We start from the raw sequence: 18,137 nt of genomic DNA, 5'->3' as shown, positions 1-18,137 counted from the left end.
AAAGCCTCCCCTAAGCGAGCTTGGATTTTCCCTATACCCCGCGTCTTTTAGGTTCAAGTGTGGATAGCGCTAGCGCCTGATACCCACTTGATTTATCGCGCCCCGCGCGGGCGAAAGTGCTGAATGATGCCGATGATACTGATCAAAATCCAGAACCCTTCGATCAGCATTGAAGCCAAGTTGAAATTCTCAAGCAAGGAATAGACGATCAGCACCGACCCCAGCAGGTTGACGACAGGAAAGGCCAGGTCGTCAGAGTTCATCATCCGCATTTGTGTCGCGAAATAGGCCGCAACCACAATAAGGGCTCCGAACGAGCCGATGGCGTCAACGATGGTGAGGCTGTCGAAAAATGCGGTCATGACTCTGCCTTGGTCGTCTGTGAATATTCGGTGTGTTGGGCGTAGTGATGCATGTTCAGAAACGCTGCCCCCTGCGGACCTGCGCGATAGCCATGCGGCAAATCAGCAGCAAATCGCACGCCCTGGCCTGCTTGCAAGGGTACCCAGTCCCCGTTGCGCAGAATGTCGAGAGAACCTTCAAGAACAAAGACTTCTTCTGTTACACCCGTTGCGTGCGCTGGTGACTCGTGACTTTGGTTCGGGGTCAGACTGACGTGAAACGTCTCGGCCCTCAGAACGGGATCGAAAGGGAAGACGATCTTGACTTCGATACTGCCGGGAAAGGTGACAGTCTGAAAGACTGAGGGGTCGCCATTGGCCGTGTCGATCAACGCACTCAGCGGCACCTGAAAGCCTTTGGCGATCTTCCACAGTGTTGCAATTGTCGGGCTGGATTCACCACGCTCGATCTGACCCAGCATGGCCTTGCTGACGCCCGTCAACTCAGCCGCTTTCGACAGGCTCAGACCCGAAGCCGACCGCACATCTCGCAACCTAAGCGTAATGTCATCAGCATCCATTTTAGCGCTCCGCGAATCCTCTTGTACGTTATAACGCACATGTGCTACGTGCGCTATAACGTACGACCCCAAAGACATGCAACCCGAGGAAATAGGGAAAACAGCATCATGCCATTGTACCGATCCAGAACCTCTACCCATGGCCGCAACATGGCCGGTGCCCGCGGATTGTGGCGCGCCACAGGCATGGGCGATGATGATTTCGGCAAGCCGATCATCGCCATCGTCAATTCGTTCACCCAGTTTGTGCCCGGCCACGTGCACCTGAAAGATCTGGGTCAGATGGTGGCGCGTGAAGTCGAGGCCGCAGGTGGCGTTGCAAAAGAGTTCAATACCATCGCGGTGGATGACGGCATTGCCATGGGCCATGACGGGATGCTCTATTCGCTTCCCTCGCGTGAAGTGATCGCGGATTCTGTGGAATACATGGTCAATGCGCATTGCGCTGACGCCATGGTCTGCATTTCGAACTGTGACAAGATCACGCCAGGCATGCTAATGGCTGCCATGCGCCTGAACATTCCTGCGATCTTTGTGTCAGGTGGGCCAATGGAGGCGGGCAAGATCGACATCGCCGATCTGGACGCGAAGAAAATCGACCTTGTGGACGCCATGGTCGCCGCAGCGGATGACAAATTCACCGACGAGCAGGTTCAGCACATCGAAGAAAACGCCTGCCCGACCTGCGGATCATGCTCGGGGATGTTCACGGCCAACTCGATGAACTGTCTGGCCGAAGCGCTGGGTCTGGCCTTGCCGGGCAACGGTTCGACACTGGCAACACATGCCGACCGCAAAGAGCTGTTCCTGGAAGCGGGTCGCCGTATCGTTGAGATCACCAAGCGACATTACGATCTGGACGAAAAAGGCTTCCTGCCGCGTGAGATCGCAACTTTTGACGCGTTTGAGAACGCCATGAGCCTCGACATCGCCATGGGTGGGTCGACCAATACCGTTCTGCACCTGCTGGCCATCGCACATGAGGGCGAGGTCGATTTCACCATGACCGACATGGATCGCCTCAGCCGTAGGGTGCCGTGCTTGTGCAAAGTCGCGCCCAACACTGAGAACGTGCATATGGAAGATGTTCACCGCGCTGGCGGAATCTTCTCGATCCTCGGCGAACTCAGCCGAGCGGGCCTGCTGCACGAAGACTGCAGCACGGTGCACTCGGCCACGATGGGCGAGGCGATTGCCAACTGGGACATCAAGGTCGCCAACAACCCCAGGGCGCAAGAGCTGTTCAGGGCCGCTCCTGGCGGTGTGCGCACAACGCAGGCGTTCAGCCAGTCGAACCGGTTCAAAGAATTGGATACCGACCGCGAAGGCGGCGTGATCCGCGCGAAAGAGCACGCTTTCAGCCAGGATGGCGGCCTTGCGGTTCTGTTCGGAAACATCGCCCGCGACGGCTGTATCGTGAAAACAGCTGGTGTGGATGAAAACATCCTGAAATTCACCGGTTCTGCTTACGTTTGCGAAAGTCAGGATCAGGCCGTCAGTGACATCCTGACCGGCAAGGTGAAAGAGGGTGACGTGGTTGTCATCCGCTATGAAGGCCCGCGCGGCGGGCCCGGCATGCAGGAAATGCTCTACCCCACCTCCTATCTGAAATCCAAAGGGCTGGGCAAAGCCTGCGCCTTGCTGACCGATGGCCGCTTCTCGGGCGGCACGTCCGGATTGTCGATTGGCCACGTCTCGCCCGAGGCAGCCGAGGGTGGTGAAATTGGACTGGTCAAGAACGGCGATAAAATTGAGATTGATATCCCCAACCGCTCGATCCACCTGGCTGTGTCCGATGAAGAGCTAGCAGAGCGCCGCCAGGAGCAAGACGCCAAGGGGTGGGAACCTGCCGCGCCGCGCAAACGCAAGGTCTCTACTGCGTTGAAAGCTTATGCCAAGCTGACCACCAGCGCGGCAAAAGGAGCTGTACGCCAGCTTTGATCTGGTAACGGCCAGCCTTTTCAGCTGGCCGTTAATCGACCCTTTCTAGGCTAATACTTGGAAGTATTTGGCAGGAAACAGTGAGGATAGGCGGAGGCCCTGCCCTCAATCGCCCAGTTTGGCGTGAATTTCATCCAGATCGATTTCGCCGATCGGCATCTTGTTGGCCGGGTTTTCGAAATCGTATTTGAACAGCTCAAAATCCTGTTTGTAGATTTCATAGACCAGATGCATCGACAGATCGTCGAAGTAATCCTCGACCGGATGCGCGCGTTTGGGGCCGTGGCCTTCGGATTCGTTGAACCGCGGAATATCGGCCAATGCGACTGGGTGCTTCAATTCGACATGATCCAGAACACCCTGCATTCCGTCGTTGAAGGCCTCGGTCCAGAAAATCTGGTCGTAACGCCCGCCATTCACAATGAAGGTCGATACATGACCTGACATGGCTGACCAGTGAATGTCCGGGTCCATCGGACGCCGCCAGCGGATCGTATCACGGGCAAACAGCAGGAACCGGCGGAAGCTGGCAATCTGATCGAATTCGCCCTTTCCGTCATCGCCACCCACTTCGATCCCGTAGTTGTAGATCAGCGTCGGCACCAGATTGCCCCGGTATCGCTTGCCGTTTCGCTGGATGCCGCAGATCTTGTCAAAGAACGAGCTAAGTATGCGGGTGTAAGGGTTGCGCACACAGGTGAAAGAGTACGAGGCGTGGCTGCGCACATTATTGGTAATCAGGCCCTGACTCTGGTCAAAAGCCCATTTGTGCATTCCGTCCTTTGCATCGTGGATGTCGCCATCAAAAAACTGACCGTGATCCGAGTAATACATGATCTGGCCAATGGTCGAGCACGCACATTTGGGCACCACACGGTACACCATGCTTTCACTCTCGGTCATCCAGGTACCGGGAAACCCCATCTGCTGTGCCTCCTTCGCTGGTCAGAACTCGATCCGATACGCCAGCGTTTGGTCTTAAAGAACCAAAATTATTCTGTTTATTCAATCGCGCATCCTCAGTATCACGGTTGAAACCGGGCAGAAATGGAAATTACCTGATACCAATGGCAAAGATTGCCTACATATTGCTGTGCCATAAGGACCCCGAGGCGATCATCGCACAGGCCGAACAGCTAACTGCAGCGGGCGATTGCATGGCGATCCACTTCGATGCGCGTGCAAGCTCTGACGCCTATGACCGGATCCGAACCGCGCTGCGCGAAAATCCCAACGTGGCCTTTGCCGCCAAGCGCATCAAATGCGGCTGGGGAGAATGGTCGCTGGTGCACGCCACGCTGAACGCCGTGAAGGCCGCGGTCGAGGCATTTCCGCGCGCCACGCATTTCTACATGCTTTCTGGCGATTGCATGGCCATAAAAACTGCCGAATACACCCACCGTTTTCTGGACGATCGCGATAAGGATTTCATCGAAAGCCACGATTTCTTTGAAAGCAACTGGATCAAGACCGGCATGAAAGAAGACCGGCTGATCTATCGCCATCATTTCAACGAACGCACTCAGCCCAAACTGTTTTACACCGCCTATGAGATGCAGAAGCGGTTTGGTCTGACGCGGGAAATTCCCGAAGATCTGCAAATCATGATCGGCAGCCAGTGGTGGTGCTTGCGCCGCCGCACGGTTGAGATGATCCTGGACTTCTTGCGCCAGCGACGAGATGTGATCCGGTTTTTCTCAACCACATGGATCCCGGACGAGACCTTCTTTCAGACGCTGGTACGCCACCTGATTCCGAAGGGTGAGATCGAAAACCGCACACCGACTTTCCTTATGTTTTCTGACTATGGAATGCCGGTCACATTCTACAACGACCACTATGACATGCTTTTGGGGCAGGATTACCTGTTTGCTCGTAAGATCAGCCCCGAAGCGCACGAGCTTAAAGATCGCCTGGGGTCGCTTTATGCCAGCGAGGGCATTGATTTTCCGGTCTCGAATGAAGGGCCTAACCTTTACGCATTTCTGACCGGACGCGGGCGGATCGGTCGCCGCTTTGGGCAACGCTTCTGGGAATCCGGTCGGGCCTTGGGCCCTGAACGCGAGCTTTTCGTGATCGTGTGCAAGAAATGGCATGTTGCCAAACGGCTGGTCAGTCAGATCGCGTCTGAGACGGATATCCCCTGTGTTGAGTACCTGTTTAACGAAGAGGACACCTACCTGCCCGACTTGGGTGGGATAGAAGCGAGCCTTACCAAGCGGTCACGCCATAGGCGGGCGGTTGTACGCATGCTGTTTGACAGTTTCCGGTCGGATCAATTGGTTCTGTGCCTCGACCCAGCCAATTTGGATGTGCTTGAAGATTTCTGCGGGGATCAGGCCAAAACCCATGTGCTTGAAGTCGAATGCGAGTATTCCGACGACTATCTTATCGGACATGCCCGCCGCGTCGGGCTGGCGGGTGAAAACAGCCCGAGGGAAAACGTAGCGCGCCTAGTGCCGACGCTGCGAAACGATCTGAGTTATGAATCGCAACAGATCCGAGCGGCGCGGATTGAGAATTGTTTGCGTCTGCGGGAAACGGCCGACCGCAGTGAAAACGAAGCCGTCATCTCAAGGTTCCTTGGCGTGAATCAGGAAAAGGCCAGCGCCGTGATGCGCCTAGATTACCTCTTCCTCGATTAGGCAGAAACTCTGCGCGACAAACGAAAAATGGCTCTGGCAGGGTACGCGCCGTGCACTGATTCAGACCGCAGCCGACCCAAGCATCAACGCCATTGAAATCAAACTCATAGTATTCGTGATTTTTGTCTAAAAATCGGATATTGTTCGGCCAATTGGGCCGATTTGTTCATACTTTTTAAATCAACAGATCAGCCTCGATCAGAGAAAAAGCTCCGACCCGGGTGGTCTTTGTTGCGCGAAGATAAGTTCCCACCCGAACAACAAACAAACATTCTGCTGGTCGAAATTCAAAATTTGAAACGCAGCTCCGGGGGGACATAGTTTTGACCACAGACCAAATTGCCAATGCCAGATCATACATCCCAAATGACGCAGACTGGAGCCAGATTTACAAAGTGCTGCCCGGCGAGGCCGAAGTGGCCGAGCCTGCTGTTATCAACCCTCATTTCGAGTGTATCGAGGTAACCGGAAACACGGTCCTGCCCGCGAACGGCATGTATGTTGTGTTGCGTGGTGTCGTTCAATTGCGGCAAAACGGCCACCCTCTGGCCAGCGCAGATGTGGGTGATTATTTCTACGAAGAACATCTTCAGATCTCGGATATCCCTGTCAGCCTCGAAGCGCTTGCGCTGGACGGAACCCGGTTGGCATACCTGTCCAGCGAGAGCTGGCGGAATATACCCAAAGACATCAGAAAACGCTGTTTCGCTACAATGTTCGGCGACCTTGTCAGTGTACAGTTGGAGAATTTCCAGCAGCCGATCAATTGTTGCAGCGTGACGGCTGCCGCGCTCAGCATGTCGGCTCTGGGTTTCAGCTGCGAGGTGAATGACATATTCCGCGAATGCGCGCTGCCGTCATCCTTTGTGGTGAATGACGGCATCTCGTTGGGTGAACTGTTTGACGTCGCCTGCACCTATATTCATTCGCAAGGGCTTAGGGACCGGGTTCAGGTTCAGGCCTATTTCATGGACGAAGACACAACAAGCGTGCCGCTGCTGCTTGAGGCAATCGACGAGTCCAATCAGTTGGGCGGAGAAAACGATATTCTGGTGGCGAATTTTCAAGTCGGCGTCGCCCATGGCAAAGAAAACATGCCGGGCGGACATTTTGCCGTCATTGCCAAGTGCAACCCAAGCACCGGGCTGATCCACATGATGGATGTGCATCCAGAAAAATACGGCAAGCTTTGGGTCACTACGATCGAACGGCTGTGGAAGGCCATGTCGGACCGTGACGGAACCTCGATGCGGTCTCGTGGCATACTGCGGTTCTCGGCGCGTGCCGCGGTCAAAACCCATCTGAAAACGTTCAAACAGCGGTGCAACTATGTCGACAGTACGCTCTATTTGGCAAAAGACCCAAAGAAGCGCCGCAACCTGTTCCGTCGGGCCACACCCAATATGAACTCACTCGGTGTGTTGGCGGAAAGTTTGGCCATTCACGGCGACAACCGCGTGGACGAGGATGAGCTTTTGCGGGCCACCGAGGCGTCGTTCACAGAAGCTGTCAGCCGGGTCGCCACCGCCAAAGACATGCACGAGATGGCGGAAAAATACCTCAGCCAGTCTGAAAACGTGCATTTGGGCAGTACGTTCCAAAGCTTTGCAACCCGCAAGGACAGATCGATCCAAACCCCGCAGGATTGGTTCAAGGAACAGCTAAAGAGCCTGAATACGAACAAAGATCGTCACCTGATGATCAATATCGACTTCAACCGCGTCACCGGGATTGAAGCAATCCGCCCACCGGAAAACGTCTATCGGGAAACTGCCCTGCTGGAAGAGTTCTGGTGTCTTTGCATCGCCTATGACGAAGACACAGATGTTGTCACCATTGTCGACATGAGCCCCGCGACCTCTCAGGTCTGGCAAGCGCCACGCGGCAATATTTTCCGCGGGTTGCGCGATCTGGAAGACCCCGCATTGGTGATGATCGAAGAAATCGACCCGCCCGAGGACCCGAGCGATGTTGTCAGTATTCTCAAGCACAACACGATGGTTCTGTTTTATGAGGATGAAGACCCCTGGTCCTATATGCTGCGCAGCATTCTGTCGAATATCGGCGCGACAACCGTCAAGCAGATCGACGTAGGCGGACGCGATCCCAATATGATCAGGATGCGGCGGCAATTGGTAACGCTTGGTGAACGACCGGACGTGCCGTATTTGTTTTTCCAGGGCGAATGCATCAGTAAAAGCGAAGAGCTGGAAGACATCGTGGACATGATCCGGGCCGGTGAATTGCAGGCCAGGATGCGCCAGGAAGGGCTGCCTGTTTCCGAACTGAACGAAACCCCAAGCCTGGAAAAGAACCCGTTCGGCTATCCCAAAGGGGTGATGAATCAGGTCAACGCGGGCAAGCGCAACGTATTGTTGTGTGCTTGCGGCTCGTCTGCAGCAGACAAAATCCCTGAACTTGTCGAGCGCATCGTCGATGCCGGGCACAATGTGAAACTTATCCCCTCAGTCTCAGCCGAAAAGTTCTTCCGCGATTTCGGGGCGGAGAGGATCGACGCCAAAATTACCCACAATGACTATTACCGCGACGATGATGAGTGGAATTTCCGCTATATGAAATTCGACATGCCAGTGCGGGCTTCGCATCTGGCGCTGTGCGACTGGGCCGATTGCGTCATCGTGGCTCCCATCACCTGCAACACGATGGGCAAGGTGGCCAACGGTATTGCTGACAACCTTCTGACCTCAGTCTTTGTGGCGTGGCAGTACCAGAAGAAACCGGTGATCCTTTGCCCCGCTTGCAATACGAATATGTGGAACAACATCACTACGCAGAACAATGTCGAAAAGCTGAAGACGCTGGGCGTTGATTTCATCGGGCCGCGCGAGGGTCGCCTGTCAAACGGGCGGATGGGTATCGGAATGATGGCAACTCCGGACCAGATCATGGAGGCTTTGGCCGACGCCTTCGAGGAGTTGGACGATCAAAAATACCGTGTTTGCAAATGGGCGCGCGAAGCTGCCGCCGCCGATGACATCAACGAATGGAAGCGGGTGTTCCGCGCCATCGACGAAGATATTGTCGGCATCAACATCGTGGACGAGGCCCATGGTGATTCATTGCTACATTATGCAGCCGGTGGTGAAGGTGAGTTGAACGAAAGCGGTCACAATCTGGGCAAGCCGGATTACGAGGCTGCGCAGAATCTGATCGACCGCGAGATCGACGTCAACATCGTCAATGACCACGGGTTTACGGCCTTGCACGTGGCGGTGATGAACAAAGCGCCCAGGATGGTGGAAATCCTGCTGGGGGCAAAGGGCATGGATGCAACATCATGCATCGAGTTTGTCCAGGGCATGACAATCGAACCCGAAATCCAAGCCATGCTGGACGCCTGGGCACGCGATCATGACGTGAAGATCGCTGAACCAGAACAGGGGCGCGACGAGAGCTTTGTGGCCGTGCAAGAGCCAACATATCTTTATTTCACCTACGGTTCGCTGAAACAGGGATTCCCGAACCACGCCGCGCACAGCAAAGTTCTAAACGACTTCGTGGGTCCGGCCCGCACCCGGCAACCCATGCCGCTGATCGTCCCGAACGAGCCATTCTGTGACAATCCGAACTGCGGATACCTGCACCGTATGGCCACGCTTGTGGATCAACAAGGTATGGGCAAACAGGTCAGTGGTGAGGTCTATCGCGTGACGGAATCCGGCTTGCACGAGCTGGATAAGCTGGAAGGTTACCACGGCCCAAACTCATCTGAAAACGTGTATATCCGCAAGAAGATCAATGTGGTTGTGAACGGCGTGATGAAGCCCGCATACGCCTATGTGATCGCAGACCCACAGAAATACCTGAAGAACTTGCGCGATGGTACTTCAGAGATGGTCAGCGATTACACGCTGGACATGGCGCAGGGCGAGCCAAAACCGGGGTTTGAACCTGTAGCTTAACCGTCTTGTGTGATGATCGGCGGCGATTCATGGCTTTCCTTCAGGCTAAGGTTATAAGCCGTGATCGTCACCATGCACAGCAGCACAAATGGCCAGAAACTTGCCTTGGGAATAAGGTTGTCCCGGTAGTGGATGATCCGCAGCGACGGCACCGCCTCGGAGGCGAATAGATAGGTGTTGATCGAGACTGCCAGCAGCATGAAATACATCAGAAAAAAGAACGACTCCATGTAGATTACGGGCGAGCCGGCAAAGCCTTCGCGCAGCTGCACGTGCGCCAGCAGGATCACAAAGAACAGAACCGAACAGGTGCCGATCACGCTGGACGTGCTGAAATCATGCCTCTCGGCCAAGCCCTCGCGGCGGGTGACTGTCATGACCGCACCGAACAGCAACATCATCACAACGAGCAAAGGGACCATATGAACGATAAACGCATTGCCAAAATTGCGTTTGATGACGAAATTATAGTGCAACTCGGGCGCGTTAGTTTGATACGCATTCTGTCCGATGCCCAGCGTTGTATCCAAATTTGACAGCTTGTAGTCGAAATAAGTGTTTTCCCGTTCCCAGGTACCCATCACGATCTGATTGTCGATTCCAAAAATATCGTCCGGTCCGGTCGCTGGATATGCCTCGAAATCAGGAACCAAAGCGACGGCGTCGTGAAACGATGCCGGCCAGAACCGCACCCAGACCGTTTTGTGATCAAAGGGGTAGCTTGTGTAATCAAAGCTCTGGCGCAGGGTTTGTTCGAAATACCACCCAATCAGAACACCGTCAGGCTGCGGCAGTCGATACGCCTCGGCAATCAGGCCGCTTGCGGTGTCCACCGCCTCGGGCAGAAGAAATCCGACCTCGCCCTCTGCCGGGATAATCTTATCATGCTCGCCCGTCTTGTAGTGCTGCCAGATATAGCCCGTGACCTGAACATCACTGGCCCCCATAAAGTTGAATGACTTTATGAATATCCCTGTCCGCACGTAGTAGTCTGGAACAACATCCAGCTTACCCAGATATGAGTCTACGGCGGCCTGATCTGGCAACTGCGTCGGATCACCTTCGAAATGGTTCAGTTCGATCCATAGTTTCAGCAAAAGACCTGCCAACCCTAGGGTCAGCAGGCCAGAGATAAGCCAAACCTTCTTCTCGACGCTCATTCAGCCCCCTGCCTGTTCCGTCAGAAAATCAGCGCGCCCCAGCAGGGATTGAGTAATTCCCATCTCGGCAAACTCGGCTTGAAGGGTGGTAAATCTCTCATGTTCGCTTGGCACGATACCCTTTTGCCCGCATTCCGCCAGAAAGCGCGTCTGGCGGATGGACAAATTAACCAGTGGCAAAGGTTCCCCGGCCGTAAAGGCCGCCAGCCCATCCGCATAGTCATTTGCAGCTTGCCAATCACCTCGCGCCAACATGACTGCGCTGGCATCGGGGTAGAAGTGCAGATGGCTATGACCGACACATCCTTCCGCAATGATTTCGGCCCCCAAATTCAACAGGTGTATTTGCTCGTCCGGGTCAGTTTCGGCCATCGCCAGAGCCGACAAGGCCTTGGGCCCCACAAAATTCCGACCATGTTCCAATGCAATCTCAACCGCACGGCGGCCCGTTTCCAAAGCCTGATCCATTTGCCCGGCATAAACCTGGGTGCGGGCGAGATGTTCCAACGCCTGCGCCTCTAGCCGCTTAGCCCCCACACGCTCGGCGATCTCGGCCGAAACCCGGAATGCCTCAAGCGCCTGATCAAGATCGCCCAAAAAGGTATCGGCCACACCCAGGCAGGTCTGAGCCACACATTCGGGCACAAAAGCAAAATACTTCTGCGAAACTTCGATGGCTTCGTTTGCGTCTGCGCGCCCTTGTTCGACATCCCCCATGTAACTGCGCGCAACGCTCAGGTTGTGCAGATTGGCCGCCAGGTCCCGAACCAGACCCTTTTCGCGCGCCCGATCAACCGCCTGCGTGTAGAACCCAGTCGCTGTCCTCATTGTGGCCTTCATGAAGTTGGCATCACCAAACCCGCTGAGCGCCCCCACTTCAAGGCGCACGGAGTCCAGTTTGCGGGCCAAAGTAAGCGCTCGTTCATTGGCGCTCAACGCTTCCTTGTCTCGGCCCAAGGGGAAATACACGTTGCCGCGCACATAGTTGATCTGGGCCACGTCCCGTTCGGAGCCAGCACGCTCGGCCGCAGCTTCAGCCGTATCCAGCGCCTCAAGCGCGTCCTGATACAAGCTGGCCTGTCGCGCAGCCTGTGCAAGACCAATATGCGCCCGGCTGATTTGCTCATCTGTCTCTGCAAGTCGCGCTGCGTCTCGAAATTCCTGCAAGGCTTCGTTGGACAAACCCTGCAGCCGGTGCGTCTCACCCCGTGCACACAGCAGGTCAAACCGGACGCCTGCGGGCGACGGCAGTTCCAAAGCACGTTCGATCAACGGGCTGGCGTCGTCGAACCGGAACGCGTGGATCAGCTTGTCGGCAGCTTCAAGATAGGCTTGCGCCGCATTGTTGGCACCCGCCCGGTCCAGATGCTGCGCGCGCAGGGTTGCATCACGATCTTCGAACCATTTGGCCGCCTGGCGATGCAGGCGCGCGCGCTCGGATTTGACCAACGTAGCATATGATCCATCCCGGATCAGCGCGTGGGCAAACATCAGATCAGCCCCGGCCTCTCGGATCAGGGCCGAACGGATCAGATTGGTGGTGTCCAGATGCCCTTCCCCGAGAATGTAATTCAGAACCTCGGGTGAGAACCTCTGCCCCAGCACTGACGCCGCCTGAATGGCGGTGCGGCTGGCGCGGTCCAGCGCATCCAAACGCGACTGGACGATGCCTTGAATGCTTCCAGGCACGGTTTCCTGCTTGAGAATGTCAATGTTGCGCAGCAACTGTTCCAGAAAAAGCGGGTTGCCACCCGCACGTTTGACACAAGTTTCCAAAAGCTCGGGGTCGATGGCCGTAAACTCCTCGACCAATTGCCGTGCCTGATCTTCCCCCATCGGTGCCAATTCCAACTTGGAGACAAGCGCGCCATCCGTGGCTGTTTGCCAGTCTCGGTCGATCGGGTCTCCTTCGACCCGGCTGGTCATCATCAAGACGCAGGGGATTTGCCGCGTTGCTGCGGCGATATGTGCGCAGGCTGCAAGAATGTCGGGTGACGCCCAATGGATATCTTCGATCTGGATCAGCAAAGGCGCGTCCTGACTGCGGGCAAGCAGCAACTCATCAATGACCTGCCTGCGCCCACGCAACCGGGTCTTGTTATCCATTACGGCATAGACCTCAGCCAAACCGGGATCCTGCTCAAGTTCAAGCAGTGCGTTGAGATGCGCGGCGTTCGAAGGGCTGACCCAGCCTTTGGCGATCGCGTCTTTGGCCAGGGCCGTACCTGTTTCCGCGCCATCCGACGGATCAAGGCCCAAAACACTGCGGGCCACGGTCTGAATAGCCGAGTGCCCCTCGCGCGCTCCGAAATCCATAACCACGCCATTGTGGGTTGAATAGGACAGGCTCTTGGCCAACTCGGCCACCTGTTCGGACAAATGCGTCTTGCCGATCCCAGGCTCACCCAACACCACATGAACCTCGCCTTCTCCGTGTCGCTTGCATCGGTCAAATGTCGCCGAAAACAACGACATCTCGCGGTCGCGCCCGATGAACTTATGTCGTCTTGTCCGAATGTTCCGGGCCAAACGGTCCAAGCGCCAGACTTCGACAGGGTCATTCAGGCCTTTTATCGCCTGCACACCAATAGACTCGCCCACGAAAAGCGGACCCAGAGCGCGTTGAATGTCATGTGAAACCAATGTTTCACCGCCCTTTGAAATATCGGTCAAGCGCGAGGCCAGATTCACCCCGTCTCCGGTGACGGTATATTCCGTATGCGCCAAGCTGCCTGTTGTACTGGCAATGACCTGACCCGAAGCGATACCGATATGACAAGACAATGGTGGCGTCAGTGTTGGCAATACCGCATGTATCTCGGCCGCTGCTCTGGCCGCCCGTTCTGTATCGTTGGTATGTGAGATAGGTGCACCGAAAACCGCCATGACAGCATCGCCGATATGCTTGTCTATGCGCCCGCCGAATTTCTCAACCACGCTGTCAACTTTGCCAAAGAACTGGTTGAGCAGCGCGTGCAGATCCTCGGCATCCAAACCACTGGACATTTCTGTAAACCCCGTGAGGTCAACAAACATCACAGTCACTTGGCGCCGTGCAGGTTCAATTGGATCGGAGGATTCAGATGCCTCGGACGTTTCCGTCACGTCGAGTTTTTCTATAGCACGCAGCAACCGCCGACGATCCCCGACCGCAGTTACCCCAATTTCTATAAGATCTTCAGCCGTCAAATCTGGCAGTATGGAAAAATCGATCTTGTTATCTAGGAAGGCCTGCGCGTAGTCAGATAATCCAATTGCGCTTAGCCACTTGCTCAGGTCCCGAGACATGTTGCCCCTCTGAAGTCCCCTTACTTCAACTTTATTCCTAACATGGGTTTCAGGGTTGAGTCTGCAAAAACCAAATTAATTTGCGTATATGTCTATATTTATCCAAGTTTGCTCCGTTGGATTTGTGTCTTCAAACATCGGCGGGACGCAAATTTGAACGCAATATTCTTGGCACGTCAGCAACCATCAAACCGTTTGCATGGATTCGACTTAAAGCCGCCTTTGGTACGCGTCGCGGGTCAGTGTTTAAGCCCTGCTAAATTGCCGGTTCAGATATCCAATATGCTTTCGCTTGAGGGGTTTTCCCATCCGTCCTTTGAACACACCTTGTAACCCTGTGCACGACCGTCCGCCAAAATGCTTCGAATTTTCGAGTTCTTTGTTAATAGTATATATGAATTTGTTTACCAGTGAGGGCTCGTTGAATTCACTAACCAGAATAACACGAGGGATAAGTGTCGCCTTCAAGGACGGTCGAGTGAAAGGCTTACTTGCCTTCACAATCGGAATGATTTTGTGGGCTTCGGTCTTCTACCGCTTTGTCGAAGGATGGAGTTGGCTTGACTCCATCTACTTTTCTGTCGTGACGATTTCGACCGTAGGCTTTGGTGACTTTTCACCTGAAACTGCGGCGGGAAAGATATTCACGATGGTATACATCATTGTGGGCCTCGGCGTCTTCGTGACTGCGGCAACCACGGTCGCGGACACGATCTTGTCTCAAAGCGACGAGAAAAAAGAGAAATAGCCGTATCGTCCCCGGCTAAGCAAATCCTCGTGCTGACGAGGCGTCAACATGACGACACAGGCTCTGACCGGGATTCATACGTGTCTTCAAAATGATAGGTGACCCCCAAAGGTCAAAAAAATACACATATAGTGTTTTTTTGAATGTAATATTCAAAAAAACGGATAGCGGAGGGATGGAATGGAAAAGACTCAGGACGCCAAAATTGTCGACCTCGCAATACGATTACTCTTTCTCGGATTATTCCTCTATAGCGCGCTGGTCATGGTTGCGCCGCTTGCCAGCGTGGTCATCTGGGCCACGATCCTGTGCGTCGCACTTTATCCTGTTTTCGATTGGTTGCAGTCCAAGCTGGGCGGGCGGAAGAAACTTGCCGCAACAATCCTGGTGTTGCTGGGTCTTGTACTAACCCTTGGTCCGGTGGCAACGGCGGTATCGGGCGCTGCAGAGCTTGGGTCCGAGTTTGCAGAACAGGCTGACAAAGGTGAGTTGAAAATTCCACCTGCGCCAGAGGGTATCAAAGAGCTACCTCTGGTTGGAGGCAAGATTGCCGACGTTTGGGGGATGTTCGAGCGGAATTTGGACGGAGCGTTGGCGAAATACGGCGCGCAGATCCTTGAGATCACAAAGTCCCTTTTCGGTAAGGTTCTGGGAATCGGAATTGGGCTGTTGGGACTTGCTCTGTCCGTTTTGATCATGGGGGCGTTGTTCAGCCCTGGACCAACTATGGTTCAAGGTTTGCAACGTTTTGCGAACCGTGTTTTCGCACCACGTGGCGGGGAATTCGTCACTCTGGCTGGAGCAACGATTCGAAACGTAACAAAAGGCGTGATCGGCGTGGCGGCCATTCAGGCGGTCGTCGTCTGGATATTGCTTGTGCTGTTCGGGATCAACTCGGCCGCGACGCTGGCATTTGTCTGCCTGATACTTTCGATCATCCAGATTGGCCCCGGCTTGGTTCTTCTGCCGGTGATCATATACGCATGGAGCTCGATGTCCGGCGGCACCGCCTTGATCTTCACGATACTGGCCGTTCCCGTCACAATAATGGATAGCTTCCTAAGACCCGTGTTCATCTCGAAAGGGCTCGAGACACCCATGCTGGTTATCCTCATCGGTGTTCTTGGGGGCATGATGGCTTATGGCTTGATCGGTATTTTCATGGGGCCGGTTCTGTTCGCTGTCTTTTACGAGCTGTTCAAAGTCTGGATTGATGCTTCGCCCGAAGCCGAGAGTGCTGCGGCAGGAGAAGCAGAATGAGAAAGACGATATGGACCACGCTGGGCATCATCCTGATCTTCCTCGTCTGGTACCTCGTCGCCGACCGAAAGACGCCATTTACTGGAAACGCCAGAGTAAAGGCCGTCGCGACCCAGATCGTTCCTCAGGTCACCGGAACAGTCACCGAAGTCCTTGTTGCAAACGGTCAGGTCGTCTCGGCAGGGGAAATACTGGTTCGGATTGATCCCAGGCCGTATGAAATCGATCGCAACAAGGCAGAAGCTGATCTGGAAGCAGCCACGCAGGAAGTTGGTGCATCTTCGGCAGAGGTGAGTGCCGCGCAGGCCAAACTGGCGCGGGCGCAAAGTGATCTCGACACGATGCGCATTCAAACCGAACGTGTGTTTGCCCTTGAAAAGAAAGGGTTGATCGCCGTCTCAAAGGCTGATGACGCACGCGGGCAACTGGCCGAGTCTGAAGCAAACTTTGAGAATGCCAAAGCTGATCTGGAAAAAGCCAAGCAAAGGCTGGGCGATGACGGTATCGAAAACCCGAAAATTCAGCGCGCATTGGCCGCTTTGGCAGACGCAGAACTGAACCTTGAATGGACGGAACTGCGCGCACCAGCAACAGGTGTCATATCCAATCTGCTGATCGCCCCTGGTACATATGCACGATCCGGTCAGGACCTGTTGACGTTTTTAGATGCAACCGACGTCTGGATCGAGGCGTACTTTACCGAGAACAACATCGGCCGCGCTTCGGTGGGATCGCCGGTTGACGTCGTGTTGGACATGCACCCCGGCAAGATTGTTCCCGGCGTGATTGAGAGCTTCAGCGCAGCCGTCTCACTCAGCGGTGGGGATGAACCGGGTCAGTTGGCCAGCCCACCAAGCACCAAGGGCTTTCTGCGTGAACCAGAACGGTTTCCCGTACGGATAGTTCTGCCGGGATATGAGGCTGGAGACGCTGAAGATGATCTTCGCTTCCAGCTCAACGGACAGGCCGATGTGATCATGTATCTCAGCGACAATTCCCTGCTGAACATGGTCGGCCGGACCTATATCCGTCTGGTTTCAATCCTGTCCTATGCGTATTGAGGACCGAAACTCGGTTATGCGACTGGCGCTGGGTGTGACTGGCGTCTTCGCCTTGGGCCTGTTTCTGGGGTGGCCACTTGCCGTGGTCGGGTCGGTTTTCACAGCCCTGTTCCTTCAGGCACCTGCAGCACTACCGTTGGCAGCCTTCGGAAAACTGTTCATTTTTTCGATTGGATTGATGTTCATTTCCTTCTTTCTGTCGTCTGTGCTTGCACCCTATCCTCTCGTGTTCCTCATACTGGTGGCCATCGGAATAATCCTGTCCTTCATGTGGTCGGTTTCCGGAGCAGGCGTTCTGCCCGGTGTCATCGCTCTTATGGGCGCATTGATGATTCCAAACCTTGTTTTACAATCCCAGGATTTGGCGTTGGTGCTTGTGTTCTGGATACCGTTGAACCTGCTATTTGCAGGGTTTGTTTCAACGTTGATGTTTGTTCTGATACCATCGACCCCGCAAACGGCATCGGGCAGCAAAGCCGCAGCATCGACAGATTTTGACCCTCATCGACGAATTGTCAGAATGTCGCTTGTAACAGTGCCCTTTGCTTTGGCATTCTTCGTATCTGGTGCCTCAGCTTTGCTGGTTTTGTTTTTTGTGGCCCTTCTCAGCCAACAACTCGCAGCAATGCCTGCAGCAGGAAAAACCGTGGCAAAGGCGATGCTCACGTCAAACCTGCTCGGAGCCGCAATATCAATCATTTGTTATGAGATTAACGTCATAGCCCCAGTCATTCTGACATCAATTCTGCTTTGCTTTTTCTTTTGCTTGGCACTTGGTGCTCTTGGAAAGTCCCAATTCCCTCTGGCCGCAGCAGCCGGGTCTGCAATTACAACAGCGTTGATTGTGTATGGTGGATCAATTGCACCATTCTCCGACGAGGCAGATGTCAAAAGCATTACGCGCGTTCTGCAGGTCGCCAGCGCTGCGTTCTTTGTAATCGCAGCCTATGTCGTAGTAGATGAGTTCTGGCCGGAAAAGAAACGTCAGACCGTTTGAGCAACCTAGCTTCGTGTTGGTCTCGGGAATGTGACTAGTCGTATTTGCGTCTGTTGTCCTGAGCTTCGGCGGCTCGGTTCATGGCTTGAAGTGTTGGCCCAGTAGTATTTTGGGTTGTTTTTTTGTGTTTCTGACGCTGTTTACGTGATTAGGGTTTGCACCTCTGAGCTTCGGGTTACGAGGCTGACGGTG

12 protein-coding genes are annotated in these 18,137 nt (G+C 54.6%); 7 read left to right on the top strand and 5 right to left on the bottom strand.

Features of this window, described 5'->3' with window-relative positions; all coding sequences use genetic code 11:
• Positions 1–92: 92 nt before the first annotated feature.
• Complete coding sequence (locus I9187_RS16750) at positions 93–362, bottom strand: hypothetical protein (protein ID WP_171181009.1); 270 nt, start codon at positions 360–362, stop codon at positions 93–95.
• Positions 359–922 carry an XRE family transcriptional regulator gene (locus I9187_RS16745; protein ID WP_171181007.1) on the bottom strand — a complete coding sequence of 188 codons (564 nt, stop codon included), beginning with the start codon at positions 920–922 and terminating at the stop codon, positions 359–361. Before I9187_RS16745 ends, I9187_RS16750 begins: the two co-directional genes overlap by 4 nt.
• Positions 923–1,030: 108 nt before the next feature.
• Between I9187_RS16745 and ilvD the strand changes: the two genes are divergently transcribed.
• Positions 1,031–2,863 carry a dihydroxy-acid dehydratase gene (gene ilvD / locus I9187_RS16740; RefSeq protein WP_171181005.1) on the top strand — a complete coding sequence of 611 codons (1,833 nt, stop codon included), beginning with the start codon at positions 1,031–1,033 and terminating at the stop codon, positions 2,861–2,863.
• 105 nt (positions 2,864–2,968) lie between these two features.
• On the opposite strand, the gene I9187_RS16735 is transcribed toward ilvD, so the two are convergent.
• A complete protein-coding gene (locus I9187_RS16735) occupies positions 2,969–3,787 on the bottom strand; it encodes a sulfotransferase family protein (RefSeq protein ID WP_171181004.1) in 819 nt (272 codons plus the stop codon).
• Between the two features lie 143 nt (positions 3,788–3,930).
• Between I9187_RS16735 and I9187_RS16730 the strand changes: the two genes are divergently transcribed.
• Together I9187_RS16730 and I9187_RS16725 are read left to right on the top strand one after the other, a co-directional pair.
• A complete protein-coding gene (locus I9187_RS16730) occupies positions 3,931–5,508 on the top strand; it encodes a DUF5928 domain-containing protein (RefSeq protein ID WP_171181003.1) in 1,578 nt (525 codons plus the stop codon).
• Positions 5,509–5,831: 323 nt separating this feature from the next.
• Positions 5,832–9,431, top strand: coding sequence for a flavoprotein (locus I9187_RS16725; protein WP_171181002.1), 3,600 nt, complete (start codon positions 5,832–5,834; stop codon positions 9,429–9,431).
• Here I9187_RS16725 and I9187_RS16720 read toward each other — a convergent pair.
• Both I9187_RS16720 and I9187_RS16715 read right to left on the bottom strand, forming a co-directional pair.
• A complete protein-coding gene (locus I9187_RS16720; RefSeq protein ID WP_171727914.1) occupies positions 9,428–10,591 on the bottom strand; it encodes a hypothetical protein in 1,164 nt (387 codons plus the stop codon). The two genes, I9187_RS16725 and I9187_RS16720, sit on opposite strands and share 4 nt — an antisense overlap.
• Positions 10,592–13,879 carry an adenylate/guanylate cyclase domain-containing protein gene (locus I9187_RS16715; RefSeq protein WP_171238823.1) on the bottom strand — a complete coding sequence of 1,096 codons (3,288 nt, stop codon included), beginning with the start codon at positions 13,877–13,879 and terminating at the stop codon, positions 10,592–10,594.
• 478 nt (positions 13,880–14,357) lie between these two features.
• Here I9187_RS16715 and I9187_RS16710 point away from each other — a divergent pair, with 478 nt between their 5' ends.
• The 4 genes from I9187_RS16710 (at position 14,358) to I9187_RS16695 (ending at position 17,945) form a co-directional block, all read left to right on the top strand.
• Positions 14,358–14,627 (top strand): potassium channel family protein, encoded by a 270-nt coding sequence (locus I9187_RS16710; RefSeq protein WP_348540126.1) that lies wholly within the window; start codon positions 14,358–14,360, stop codon positions 14,625–14,627.
• 180 nt (positions 14,628–14,807) lie between these two features.
• Entirely contained in the window at positions 14,808–15,887 is a 1,080-nt protein-coding gene (locus I9187_RS16705; RefSeq protein ID WP_171180990.1) for an AI-2E family transporter, read from the top strand.
• Positions 15,884–16,948, top strand: a complete 1,065-nt coding sequence (locus tag I9187_RS16700) for an HlyD family secretion protein (RefSeq protein WP_171180988.1) — start codon at positions 15,884–15,886, stop codon at positions 16,946–16,948. Before I9187_RS16705 ends, I9187_RS16700 begins: the two co-directional genes overlap by 4 nt.
• Positions 16,938–17,945 carry a DUF2955 domain-containing protein gene (locus I9187_RS16695; RefSeq protein WP_171180986.1) on the top strand — a complete coding sequence of 336 codons (1,008 nt, stop codon included), beginning with the start codon at positions 16,938–16,940 and terminating at the stop codon, positions 17,943–17,945. Before I9187_RS16700 ends, I9187_RS16695 begins: the two co-directional genes overlap by 11 nt.
• Positions 17,946–18,137: the final 192 nt, after the last annotated feature.

Origin of the sequence: Ruegeria sp. HKCCE4148 (genome assembly GCF_017872495.1) — a bacterium.
GTDB lineage: Bacteria > Pseudomonadota > Alphaproteobacteria > Rhodobacterales > Rhodobacteraceae > Ruegeria.
Note: the sequence above shows the minus strand (reverse complement) of the source record. Positions and strands in the feature narration are given on the sequence as shown.

Coding starts and splice junctions, on each gene's coding strand:
- I9187_RS16720 (WP_171727914.1), bottom strand. CDS start 10,591: ATGAGCGTCGAGAAGAAGGTTTGGCTTATCTCTGGCCTGCTGACCCTA.
- ilvD (WP_171181005.1), top strand. CDS start 1,031: ATGCCATTGTACCGATCCAGAACCTCTACCCATGGCCGCAACATGGCC.
- I9187_RS16750 (WP_171181009.1), bottom strand. CDS start 362: ATGACCGCATTTTTCGACAGCCTCACCATCGTTGACGCCATCGGCTCG.
- I9187_RS16730 (WP_171181003.1), top strand. CDS start 3,931: ATGGCAAAGATTGCCTACATATTGCTGTGCCATAAGGACCCCGAGGCG.
- I9187_RS16705 (WP_171180990.1), top strand. CDS start 14,808: ATGGAAAAGACTCAGGACGCCAAAATTGTCGACCTCGCAATACGATTA.
- I9187_RS16735 (WP_171181004.1), bottom strand. CDS start 3,787: ATGGGGTTTCCCGGTACCTGGATGACCGAGAGTGAAAGCATGGTGTAC.
- I9187_RS16745 (WP_171181007.1), bottom strand. CDS start 922: ATGGATGCTGATGACATTACGCTTAGGTTGCGAGATGTGCGGTCGGCT.
- I9187_RS16715 (WP_171238823.1), bottom strand. CDS start 13,879: ATGTCTCGGGACCTGAGCAAGTGGCTAAGCGCAATTGGATTATCTGAC.
- I9187_RS16695 (WP_171180986.1), top strand. CDS start 16,938: ATGCGTATTGAGGACCGAAACTCGGTTATGCGACTGGCGCTGGGTGTG.
- I9187_RS16700 (WP_171180988.1), top strand. CDS start 15,884: ATGAGAAAGACGATATGGACCACGCTGGGCATCATCCTGATCTTCCTC.